This window comes from Aureimonas mangrovi, from assembly GCF_014058705.1.
GTDB lineage: Bacteria > Pseudomonadota > Alphaproteobacteria > Rhizobiales > Rhizobiaceae > Aureimonas > Aureimonas mangrovi.
The window spans coordinates 3,242,225-3,253,658 of the sequence record NZ_CP059692.1; the positions used below are offsets into that span (position 1 = coordinate 3,242,225).

The window sequence follows — 11,434 nt, forward strand, 5'->3', positions numbered from 1 at the left end:
TGGATCGATGGACGACGTGATCCAGCAGTTCTTCAATGTCGAGGTGATGTGGCGCGCCGCTCCGCTGCTCGCGCAGGGCCTGTGGATGACCGCGCAGCTCTGCGTCGCGGTCGTCGGGCTCGGGCTCGTCGGCGGGCTCTTCGTCGCCCTCGCCAGCCTGTCCGCGCACCGCTGGGTCCGGCTTCCCGCCCTCGTCTATGTCGACGTCTTCCGGGCGCTGCCGCCGCTCGTCCTTCTCGTCTTCGTCTATTCCGGGCTGCCCTTCGCCGGCGTCGAGCTTTCGCCCTTCGCGGCCGTGGTGCTGGCCTTCCTCCTCAACAACTCGTCCTATTACGGCGAGGTCTACCGCGCCGGGCTTCTCTCCGTGCCGGCGGGGCAGCGCGAGGCGGCCCGCGCGACGGGGCTCTCCGAAACGCAGACGCTCGCCTTCGTCGTGCTGCCGCAGGCGGTGCGCAACGTCCTGCCGGACCTCCTGTCGAACACGATCGAGGTCGTGAAGCTCACCTCGCTCGCCTCCGTCGTCTCGCTCGCCGAGCTTCTCTACGCGGCGAACATGGCGCGCTCGATCACCTACAACGCCTCGCCGCTGGTGGCGGCGGCGCTCATCTATCTCGTGCTTCTGTGGCCGCTCGTACGCCTCGTCAGCCGCTATCAGCGCCGCCTCGCCATCTGAGGCGCCGCATCCTCGCAAGGGAACAGGACAGACCCATGACCCAACTCGTCGTCGGCGGCGCCCAGATGGGCGCCATCCAGAGGGCCGACAGCCGCAAGGCCGTCGTCGCCCGCATGATCGCGCTGATGGAGGAGGCCGCGTCAAAGGGCGTCGAGATGCTCGTCTATCCGGAGCTGGCGCTGACCACCTTCTTCCCGCGCTGGTACATGGAGGACCAAGCGGAGGTCGACCTCTGGTTCGAGCGCGAGATGCCGGGCCCCGACACCGCGCCCCTGTTCGAGAAAGCCCGCGAACTCGGCATCGCGATGACCTTCGGCTACGCGGAGCTGACGCCGGACGGGCATCATTTCAACACCTCGATCCTGACCAACCGCAAGGCCGAGATCGTCGGCAAGTACCGAAAGATCCACCTGCCGGGCCATGTCGAATACGACACGGAGCGCGCCTTCCAGCATCTGGAGAAACGCTATTTCGAACCTGGCGACCTCGGCTTCCCGGTCTGGCGCAACGAGGGCGTCGTGATGGGTATGGCGATCTGCAACGACCGGCGCTGGCCCGAGACCTACCGCGTCATGGGCCTGCAGGGCGTCGAACTCGTGACCCTCGGCTACAACACCCCTTCGGTGAACAGCCAGATGAGCGACGAGGGCGTCGAGAAGCGCCTCTTCCACTCGGAGCTCTCGCTGCAGGCCGGCGCCTACCAGAACGCCACCTTCGTCGCCGGCATCGCCAAGGCGGGCGTCGAGGACGGACACCCGCTGATGGGCGGCTCGATCATCGTCGATCCCAACGGCTTCATTCTCGCCAAGGCGACGAGCGAGGAGGACGAGCTGATCGTGGCGCCCTGCGACTTCCGCGAATGCGCCTTCGGCAAGGAGACGATCTTCGACTTCGCGCGCCACCGCCGCGTGGAGCATTATGGCCGCATCACCTCGCAGACCGGCGCGGTCGTCGAGGTCTGAGGCGAGCAGGGAGGATATGCCGATGAGCGAGTTCGATACCGTCATCCACGGCGGCACGCTCGTGACCGCCGCCGAGACCTTCGCCGGTGACATCGCCATCCGCGACGGGCGGATCGCGGCCATCGCCGAGCGCATCGAAGGCGGGGCGCGCCGCCTCGACGCAGGGGGACGCCTCGTGATGCCGGGCGGCATCGAGGCGCATTGCCACATCGCGCAGGAAAGCTCGTCCGGCGTGTTGAGCGCCGACGACTACTATACGGGCTCGGTCTCGGCGGCCTTCGGCGGCAATGCCTGCTTCGTGCCCTTCGCCGCGCAGCACCGGGGCCAGACCATCGCCGAGGTCATCGAGACCTATGACGGACGCGCGGCACCCAACTCTGTCCTCGACTATTCCTACCATCTGATCGTCTCCGACCCGACGCCGACCGTCCTGCGCGATGAGCTGCCGCGCGCCTTCGAGCGCGGCATCACCTCCTTCAAGGTCTTCATGACCTACGACCTGATGAATGTCGGCGATGCCGGCCTTCTCGACATCCTGACCGTGGCGAAGACCCACGGCGCGCTGACCATGGTCCATGCCGAGAACAACGACATGGTCAAATGGATGAACGCGCGCCTTGCGGCGGCCGGCGCGATCGAGCCGAAATACCACGCGGTCAGCCGGCCCGAGCTGGCCGAGGAAGAGGCGATCCACCGCGCCGTGTGCCTTGCCAAGCTGGTCGACGCGCCGCTCTTCGTCGTCCACGTCTCGACGCGCGGCGGCGCGGCGATCGTCGCGCGCGAACGCGCGAGCGGCACGCGCCTCTTTTCGGAGACCTGCCCGCAATATCTCGCGCTGACGCGGGCCGACCTGGACCGGCCGGGCCGGGAGGGCGCGAAATACATCTGCTCCCCGCCGCTGCGGGACGAGGCGACGCGGGAGGCGCTCTGGGACCATGTGGCCGCCGGCACCTTCGACAGCGTGTCCTCAGACCACGCGCCCTATCGCTTCGACGAGGGCGGCAAGTTCCTGAACGGGCTCGACGCGCCCTATCCCAAGATCGCCAACGGCATGCCCGGCATCGCCGCGCGCCTGCCCTACCTGTTCTCGGAAGGCGTCGCGGAGGGCCGCATCACGCTGCAGCAGTTCGTCGCGCTGTCGTCGTCGAACGCCGCACGCGTCTTCGGGCTCGACACCAAGGGCTCGCTGATGCCCGGCTTCGACGCCGACATCGCGATCTGGAATCCGGAGACCCGCCGCACGATGCGCCTCGAGGACCAGCACGATGCGATGGACTACACGCCCTTCGAAGGCATGGAACTGACCGGCGTACCCGAGACGGTGATCAACCGCGGCGAGATCGTCGTCGCGGACGGTGAGCTGAAGGCCAAGCGGGGGCGCGGACGCTTCGTCGCCCGCAAGCCCTCGGGGCGCAGCGCGGCACGGGGACATGTCGCGCCCGAATTCGCCGCCGCGCGCGCTTATGGCACGGAGATCGCTCCATGAGCGCGTCGACGGGCCCCGCCCTCCGACCGATCGTCGTCGTCAATCCGAACAGCGACGCGGCTGTAACCGAGGCGCTCTCGCAGGCGCTGGAGGGCTTTCGGCGTCCGGGCGGCCCGGCCGTCGAATGCGTGACCTTCGAGGACGGGCCGATCGGCATCGTCACGGAGCGCGACGTGCAGGAAGCGGCTCTGCGCTTCGGCGAGTACGCCGCGTCCCGGCCGGACGCCGGGGCGCTGATCAGCGCCTGCTATTCGCAGCCTGGCGTCGATCTCGCGCGGTCCCTCACACGCGTGCCTGTGATCGGCATCCAGGACGCCGGCGTCCTCACCGCCATGGCGCGGGCGGACCTCTTCGGCGTCATCGCCGTCGCGCAAGGGTCGATCCCGCGTCACCTTCGTCATCTGCGCCGGCTCGGCGTCGACGGGCGCCTCGCCGGCGAGGTCGCGCTCTCGCAGCCGATGAGCGTCGCGGAAAGCGGTCGCGGCGAGCGCTCATTTGCGCTTCTGATGGAGGCGGGAAGCGCGCTCGCGGCCATGGGTGCCGGCGCCGTCGTCCTCGGCTGCGCGGGCATGTCGGGGCACCGCGCGCGGCTCGAGGCCGAGCTCGGCCTCGCCGTCATTGATCCCACGCAGGCCGCCGTCGCGATGGCGCTCGGAATGCTCGTGGCGGGGACGGCTTGAGCGCCGAGGAGCCGGCGAGCGAGAGCGCGGGCGACATCCCGCTGCGCCTCCTTGCGATCTTCGGCGAGTTGATGGGCGGGGCCACCACCAAGGAGGCGGCCGAACGCCTCAGGATTTCCCAGCCTGCGGTCTCGAACGGCATCCGCCAGCTCGAGGAGAAGCTGGGCGTCAACCTCTTCGAGCGCCTGCACCGCCGACTCCAGCCGACCGAAGAGGCCTTCCAGCTCTTCCAGGAGGTGCAGCCCGTCTTCCCGATCCTGCGCGGCTTCGAGGCGCGCGCCCGCGCCATCCGCCTCGGCCATTCGGGCCGCCTGCGCATCCTCTCCACGCCGCCGCTCGGCCACACCGTGGCGGCAACCGCGCTCGGCGCGCTTCTGGAAAGCCGACCGGACGTCACCGTCTCATACGACGTGCGGCGGCTCGAACACGTCGTGGAGGCGGTTCAGAACGGTTCGGTGGACCTCGGGCTCGGCCTCGGCTTCGACAGCCATCCCGCCCTCAACGTCGAGACGGTGGCGCGCGTCGAGATGGTCTGCCTGATGCCGGCCACGCACGCTCTGGCCGACCGGGCACGTGTCGACGCCTCGGCGCTGGCCGGCCACGACCTGATCGGACTGGAGGCCGAATCGCGGCTCGGGAGCGCCGTGCGCTCCGTCTTCCGCCGCGAGAGGAGCCCCTACGAACCCCGCGTCGAGGTGCGCTACTGCTCGACGGCGGCGGTCCTGTCGCAGGCGGTGAGCGCCGCCACCATCGTCGACCCGTTCACGGCGACGTTGCGCGCGCCCTCGCAGATCGTCAGGCCCTTCGCCCCGGCCTGCCCGGTGCCCGTCGCGATCCTCTCGCGCCGCGGCGTTCCGCGCTCGCGTCTTGTTCAGGCCTACGTCACGCAGCTGCGCAGCGTCCTCAAGGCTTTCGAGGCCGACGACGGCCAAGCCCTGCCGGAGACCGTTCGATGACCGACCAAGCCGCGCACCCGATGGCCGGCGCCTTCGAAACCGCGATGGACGCCCTCACCGGCCCGGAGCGCTACAAGCTTCTGTGCGGCGTCGTCGTGCCCCGGCCGATCGCCCTCGTCACCACACTCGGCGCGGGCGGCGTGACGAACGCGGCGCCGTTCTCCTTCTTCAACGTCTTCTCCGAGACGCCGCCCCTGGTGATCCTCGGCCTTCAGGCGAACCCGGACGGCTCGCACAAGGATACGACGCGCAACGTGCGCGATAACGGGGAATTCGTCGTCAATCTGGTCGACGAGGCACTGGGCGAGGCGATGAACGACTGCGCGGTCGACTTCCCGCCGGAGATCGGTGAACCCAAGATGGTCGGGCTGGCGATCACAGCCTCCACCGCCGTTGCGCCCGGCCGCATCGCCCGCGCGCCTTTCGCGCTGGAATGCCGGCGCCACACGATCCTGTCATTCGGGCCAGGGCGCGAGCTTCTCGTGGGCGAGGTCCTGCATCTCCACGCCGCGCCGGGGCTGATCGACCGGAAGACGCTGCGCGTCGACGTGGAACGCTACCATCCGCTCGGCCGGCTTTTCGGCAATCTCTACGCCCGCCAGAAGGATCGCCTGACACTGGAGCGGCGCTCCTACGCGCAGTTCGGAAGCGACGACCTTTGAGCGATCCGTCCGCCCGCTCAGAGGTAGGGCGGGGAGCAGGCGCTCACGACCTCGCAGGGGCGGTCGTGGACATTGCGGAAACGGTGCGGCGTGCGGCTGTCGAAGAGATAGGCGTCTCCCGCCTTCAGGATCTGGACCTGATCGCCGACCGTCAGCTCCAGTTCGCCCGAGATGACGACGCCGCCCTCGTGCGAGGCGTGCTCCAGCATGGTCGGCCCGGTGTCCGCGCCCGGCTCGTAGTGCTCGTGCAGGATCTGCAGGTTGTGCGAGCGGGCGTGACCGACCTGGCGCAGCGAGATCTTGCCGACCTTGTTGCCGCCGTTTAGCCGGTAGAGCTGCGAGGTCAGGTCGATGAGTTCGCTCGGCCGGAACACGACCTTGGTGTCCTGCGGCCGGTCCGGCTCGAAGAAGTCCGCCATCGTCATGCCGATGCCACCGAGGATGCGGCGCAGCGAGGCGACGGACGGGCTCGACCGGTTCTGCTCGATCATCGAGATCAGCCCGTGGGCGACGCCCGCCCGCGTTGCCAGTTCGCGCTGCGTCAGCCCGTGCTGCGCCCGGATTTCCCGAAGCCGGGAACCGACATCGAAGGAATCGCCGGTCTCGGCCTCGTCCCGCGCCTCGGTCTCGGACTCCGTCTCGGTCGCCCTCGAAATGCTCACGCCGCCCCCATCACGCACACCTTTTGCACACGCTCAAAAACTGCTCTCGAGAAGTATTGCTCAATATCCTGACCTTCGCTAGGCTCCCTTTTGAGCGGACGAGCGAGCCACTTTTGTTCTAACCCGGCCTGACCGGGGAAGCTACGGGAGCGACCATGAGTCAAGCCGATCTGATCCTGTCCGGTGGCCCGATCTTCTGCGGGCTGGCAGAAGGCTTCGCCGAGGCGCTGGCCGTGAAGGACGGCCGTGTGTTGGCCGTCGGCACCGCCGAGGAGATTGCGGCGCTCGGGGGCCCGACCACGGCCCATGTCGATCTGGCGGGCCGCGCCGCCATGCCGGGCCTGAACGATGCTCACATGCATCTCCTGCCCTTCGGCCTCGGCCTCTCCGAGATCAACCTGCGGCCGGAGACAGGCGCGCGCTCGATCGATGAGGTGCTGCGCCGGGTGGCGGAGGCCGCCAAGGGCAAGGCGCCCGGCGAATGGGTCCTCGGCCGCGGCTACGACCACAACGAGCTGGCCGAGAAGCGCCACCCGACGGCCGAGGAGCTCGATCGCGCCGCCCCGAACAACCCGGTGTCGATCAAGCGCACCTGCGGCCACGTCTCGGTCGTGAACACGCTGGCGATGCGCGAGGCCGGCATCGGCCACAACACGCCGGTGCCCGATGGCGGAATGATCGAGAGGCGCGACAACAAGCTGACGGGGCTCCTGGCCGAGCGCGCGCAGCGCCTCGTCATCGACGTGCAGCCCAAGCCCGACGTCGCGACGCTGATCGAGGCGATCGAGCGCGCCGGCGAGCACATGCTGAGCCAGGGCTTCACCAGCGTGATGGACGCCGCCGTCGGCATGTATGCCGGCATGGACGAGATCGCCGCCTACGAAGAAGCCGCCTCCACCGGCCGCCTTCCCGTGCGGACGTGGGTGTGTGTCTACGGCAACCCGGACGGCATCGCCGAGCCCGCTTATGCCGGCGGCTACCGTTTCGGCCGCGAGAATGGCCTTCTGCGCTACGGCGCGATGAAGGTCTTCGGCGACGGCAGCGCGGGCGGGCTGACGGCTGCGATGTCGCAGCCCTACGCCTCCGGCGACCCGGACAATTACGGCATCTTCTGCTTCTCCGATGACGAAATGCACGGCCGGCTCAAACAATATCATGAGCAAGGTTATCAGCTTGCGATCCACGCGATCGGCGATGCGGCGATCGAGCAGGTGCTTTCCGGCATCGAGGCGGCGGACAGCGAGGAGAACCCGATCGCCGGGCGGCGCCACCGCATTGAGCATTGCGGCTTCCTGACGCCCGGGCAACGCACCCGGATGGTCGCGGCCGGCATCGAGCCAGTGCCGCAGCCCGTCTTCGTCTACGAGTTCGGCGATCTCTATGTCGACTGCGTCGGCGAGGAACGTGCCTTCGCGTCCTACCCGATGCGCACCTGGCTCGCCGAAGGTCAGCACCCCGCCGCCTCGTCCGACGCGCCGGTCTCGACGACCGACCCGTTCAAGAACCTCTTCACGATGGTCACGCGGCGCACCAACAAGGGCACCGTCATCAACGCGGACGAGGCGATCACGCTGGAACAGGCGATCCACGCCTACACCTATTGCGGCGCCTACACCCAGTTCGCCGAAAACGAGGTCAGCCGGCTCGTTCCCGGCCAGCTCGCGGACATCTGCGTCGCCTCGCAGGACATCTTCGCCGCCGACCCCGCCGTTCTGGAACACGACGTGCGCTGCGATCTGACCGTGCGGGGCGGCGAGATCGTCTTCGACCGGCTCGGGCAGTTCGCCCAGGCCGCGCAGTAGGGGCGGCGCCGATGCTCCGCCACACGATCCAGCGGCTGCTCCTGGCAATTCCCGTTCTCTTCGGCGTCCTTCTCGTAGGCTTCCTGCTCATGCAGGTGGTGCCGACCGATCCGGCGATCGTGCGAGCGGGGCCGACGGCCACGCAGGACGTCATCGAGCAGATCCGCCGCGAGCTCGGTCTCGACCAGCCGCTCTACGTGCAGTTCGTCCTCTATGTCTGGCGGTTGATGCAGGGCGATCTCGGCGTCTCGCTGATCAACAACGTGCCTGTCACGCGCGAGCTCGGCGCCACGATCGGGCCGACGATCGAGCTGATGGTCGCCTCGCTGTTCTGGTCGATCCCGCTCGGCATCGCGCTCGGAACGATCGGCGCCTACTACCGCGGCACGATCCTCGACCGTGCGATCATGGCGATCTCGGTGGCGGGCGTGTCGATCCCCGTGTTCTTTCTCGGCCTCGTGCTCGTCTGGCTCGTCGGCTTCCACTGGCAACTCCTGCCCTTCACCGGGCGCGGCGGCCCGCTGTGGAGCTGGGAAGGTATTCGCGCCATCATCCTGCCGGCGGTCACGCTCGGCGGCGTCTTCGTCGGCCCCGTCGCACGCATGACGCGAACGTCGGTGCTCGACGTTCTGGGCGCCGACCATGTGCGCACGGCCCGTGCCAAGGGCCTCAGCGAGCGCGTCGTGGTGATGCGCCATGCGCTTCGCAACGCGATGGTCCCCGTCGTCACCCTGATCGGCCTGCAGATCGGCTTCCTCCTCGGCGGGGCGGTCGTGACCGAGACCGTCTTCTCGTGGCCCGGCATCGGCCGTCTCGCCGTCGGCGCCATCCTGTCGAGCGACATGCCGATGGCGCAGGGCACGATCATCGTCCTCTCCCTGGGCTTCATCCTCATCAACCTGACGGTCGACGTCCTCTACGCCGTCCTCGATCCGCGGGTGCGCAACGCATGAGCGACGTGACGACGACCACCGGCGCGGTCCCGCCCGCTGCCGCCGAAGACACTTTCATGCGCGCCTCCGTCTGGCGCGTCCTCACATCCGACACCGGCGCCGTGATCGCGCTCGTCGTCGTCGCGCTGATCATCGCGGCGGCCGCCCTCGCCCCCTGGATCGCGCCCACGGACCCCTATTCGAGCGACCTCGTGAACATGCTGAAGGCGCCGGGCCAGGCCGGACTTCTCGGCACGGACGCGCAGGGACGCGACATGATCACCCGCCTTCTCTTCGGCTTGCGCACGACGCTCCTGATGGGGCTCGCCTCGGTGGTGCTCGGCTGCGGCATCGGCGCGATCGTCGGGTTCGCGGCCGCCTATTACCCGCGCCTGTCGGGAATCCTGATGCGCCTGATGGACGTTCTCCTGTCTTTTCCGGCGATCCTCTTCGGCCTCGCCATCGCGGCGATCTTCGGCCCCGGACTGATGGCGGTGGTGGTCGCGCTGTCGATCGCAACCGTGCCACTGATGGCGCGCGTGGTGCGCAGCGCCGCGCTCGTCGTGATGCACCAGGAATATGTGGAAGGCGCCCGCTCGATCGGCATGAGCGACCGGCGGCTGATCCTGAAATACCTCTTGCCGAACTGCCTGTCGCAGATCTTCGTGTTCCTGTCCCTGCGCTTCGGCCAGGTCATCCTGCTCGGCTCCGCCCTATCCTTCATCGGGCTCGGGGCGCAGCCGCCCACGGCCGAGCTCGGCACGATGGCAGCAGACGGGCGTACCTACCTGTTCTTCGCGCCCCACGTCTCGGCGCTGCCGAGCCTCCTGATCTTCATCGTCGTGCTCGCCTTCAACGTCCTCGGCGACGCCCTGCGCGACGCGCTCGACCCCAAGCTGCGCAAGTAACCGCCCATCGTCACACCGCTCACTGCCGCCCAAGGAGAAGAGGATGCCCATGCGAAACCTGAGATCAGCGCTTGCAATGACGGGCGCCTTTGCGCTCGCAGCCACCGGCGCGGCGCCCGCCCTCGCCCAGCAGCAGCCCGGCCAGCTCACCGTCCTGCGCACGATCGACGCCGACAATTACGACCCGATCCGCTCCACCGCGACGGCTGCGGCCGAGATCGTCTACCTCCTCGCCGACACGCTCGTCAGCGTCGACTACGACATGCAGACGATCCAGCCACTTCTGGCCGAAAGCTGGGAGGTCTCGGACGACGGTCTGACCTACACATTCAACCTGCGCGACGACGTCAAATTCTGCTCGGGCCGGGACATGACGGCCGAGGACGTCGTCTATTCCTTCGAGCGCTGGCTCGGGCCGGACAGCGCCTCCCCCACCAAGTTCCGCGGCGGCAATCTGGCCGAAATCCGCGCGGTGGACGACCACACGGTCGAGTACGTGCTGGAAGAGCCCTATTCCGATCTGATGTTCCAACTCGCTTTGTCCTTCGCCTCGGTTGTCGATCGCGAGGCGGTGGAAGAGCTCGGCGAGAATTTCGGCGTGCAGGGCTTCGGTGGTACCGGCCCCTACTGCTGGAACTCGTGGACGCCGCGCCAGGAGGTCGTTCTCGACAAGAACCCGCATTACACCTGGGGCCCGCCGGCCTACGAGAACGGCACGCCGCAGGTCGAGCGGATGGTCTGGCGCGTGATCCCCGAATCCAACACGTTGATGGCCGCCATGCAGGCAGGCCAGGCCGACCTCACCTACTATATGCCGCCCTTCGCGGTGCCGAGCCTGCAGGCCATTCCGACGATGACCGTGCAGCAGCAGGAGAACTACCTCTACGACAATTTCGTGGGGTTCAAGGTCGACAAGCCGGTGATGAACGATCCGGCCGTTCGCCGGGCGATCAACCAGGCGGTCAACCGCGACGCACTGGCGCAGGCGGCCTTCTTCGGGCTCGGCACGCCGCTGCACTCGCTGCTCAATCCGAAGGTCATCGACTTCGACGCGCAGACCGTGGAGCTGACGCCGGCCTTCGACCGCGACGCGGCGATCGCGACGCTCGAGGAAGCGGGCTGGGAGCCCGGCGCGGACGGCATCCGCGTGAAGGACGGGCAGCGCGCGAGCTTCCTCCTCTACGGCATCCGCAACCAGCAGAACCCGGTGATGGCGGAGGGCATGCAGGCCGACCTGCGCGCGGTCGGCATCGAGATGGAGATCCAGCTCTGGGACGCGACCGCCGCCTGGGGCCGGCTCGCCACTCAAGAGTTCGACGCCTTCATGCTTTCCTATCCGTATGTAACGGCGACCGAGGCGCTTTCCCTCTACTTCCGCTCGACCCAGATGCCGACGCCAAACCGCATGAACTGGGACAACGAGGAGACGGATCGCCTCATCGACGAGGCCCGGCAGGCGACCGACGACGAGACGCGCAAGGCAGCCATCGGCGCCGCCCAGCGGCAACTCGTGGAAGCCGACGTCTGGCTGCCGATCGTCTCGCAGCCGATGATCCTCGTCACCGGACAGCGCGTCGAGGGCGCCCGCCCGCACGGCGTCTACGGGGCGGGCATCTACAAGGGGCTCGACATCTCGCTGACCAACTGACGGTCCGCGCCCGCAAATGATCCGGGCGGCGCACCGCGCGCCGCCCGCAGCCTCCCACAGGAA

Annotated in this window: 11 protein-coding genes; 10 read left to right on the top strand and 1 reads right to left on the bottom strand. The window is 68.3% G+C overall.

The features are described 5' to 3' along the window. Positions 1–7 precede the first annotated feature (7 nt). From H1343_RS15705 to H1343_RS15730, 6 genes are read left to right on the top strand one after another with little or no spacing between them, the layout of a single operon-like run. Positions 8–673 carry an amino acid ABC transporter permease gene (locus H1343_RS15705; RefSeq protein ID WP_185983769.1) on the top strand — a complete coding sequence of 222 codons (666 nt, stop codon included), beginning with the start codon at positions 8–10 and terminating at the stop codon, positions 671–673. Between the two features lie 35 nt (positions 674–708). After that, the gene (locus H1343_RS15710; protein ID WP_185983770.1) at positions 709–1,635 is read left to right on the top strand and encodes an N-carbamoyl-D-amino-acid hydrolase; all 927 of its coding nucleotides are present in this window, start codon (positions 709–711) and stop codon (positions 1,633–1,635) included. A gap of 22 nt (positions 1,636–1,657) precedes the next feature. Continuing rightward, positions 1,658–3,121 carry a dihydropyrimidinase gene (hydA, locus tag H1343_RS15715; protein ID WP_185983771.1) on the top strand — a complete coding sequence of 488 codons (1,464 nt, stop codon included), beginning with the start codon at positions 1,658–1,660 and terminating at the stop codon, positions 3,119–3,121. After that, complete coding sequence (locus H1343_RS15720) at positions 3,118–3,801, top strand: aspartate/glutamate racemase family protein (RefSeq protein ID WP_185983772.1); 684 nt, start codon at positions 3,118–3,120, stop codon at positions 3,799–3,801. Before hydA ends, H1343_RS15720 begins: the two co-directional genes overlap by 4 nt. After that, entirely contained in the window at positions 3,798–4,757 is a 960-nt protein-coding gene (locus tag H1343_RS15725; protein ID WP_210270048.1) for a LysR family transcriptional regulator, read from the top strand. Before H1343_RS15720 ends, H1343_RS15725 begins: the two co-directional genes overlap by 4 nt. A 20-nt stretch (positions 4,758–4,777) precedes the next feature. Beyond that, a complete protein-coding gene (locus tag H1343_RS15730) occupies positions 4,778–5,419 on the top strand; it encodes a flavin reductase family protein (protein ID WP_185985710.1) in 642 nt (213 codons plus the stop codon). A 17-nt stretch (positions 5,420–5,436) separates the two neighbouring features. Here the strand turns inward: H1343_RS15730 and H1343_RS15735 are convergent, their stop codons facing one another. Next, on the bottom strand, positions 5,437–5,982 hold the full coding sequence (locus H1343_RS15735; protein ID WP_246333635.1) for a cupin domain-containing protein: 546 nt from the start codon (positions 5,980–5,982) through the stop codon (positions 5,437–5,439). Between the two features lie 254 nt (positions 5,983–6,236). Between H1343_RS15735 and H1343_RS15740 the strand changes: the two genes are divergently transcribed. The 4 genes from H1343_RS15740 to H1343_RS15755 are packed head-to-tail and all read left to right on the top strand — an operon-like array spanning position 6,237 to position 11,371. Then, positions 6,237–7,883: an amidohydrolase gene (locus tag H1343_RS15740; RefSeq protein ID WP_185983773.1), complete on the top strand. Its 1,647-nt coding sequence runs from the start codon at positions 6,237–6,239 to the stop codon at positions 7,881–7,883. 11 nt (positions 7,884–7,894) lie between these two features. Continuing rightward, on the top strand, positions 7,895–8,836 hold the full coding sequence (locus H1343_RS15745) for an ABC transporter permease (protein ID WP_185983774.1): 942 nt from the start codon (positions 7,895–7,897) through the stop codon (positions 8,834–8,836). Then, positions 8,833–9,723 carry an ABC transporter permease gene (locus H1343_RS15750; protein WP_185983775.1) on the top strand — a complete coding sequence of 297 codons (891 nt, stop codon included), beginning with the start codon at positions 8,833–8,835 and terminating at the stop codon, positions 9,721–9,723. The genes H1343_RS15745 and H1343_RS15750 overlap by 4 nt, the downstream gene beginning before the upstream one ends. Positions 9,724–9,772: 49 nt before the next feature. Further along, complete coding sequence (locus H1343_RS15755) at positions 9,773–11,371, top strand: ABC transporter substrate-binding protein (protein WP_210270049.1); 1,599 nt, start codon at positions 9,773–9,775, stop codon at positions 11,369–11,371. Positions 11,372–11,434 lie beyond the last annotated feature (63 nt).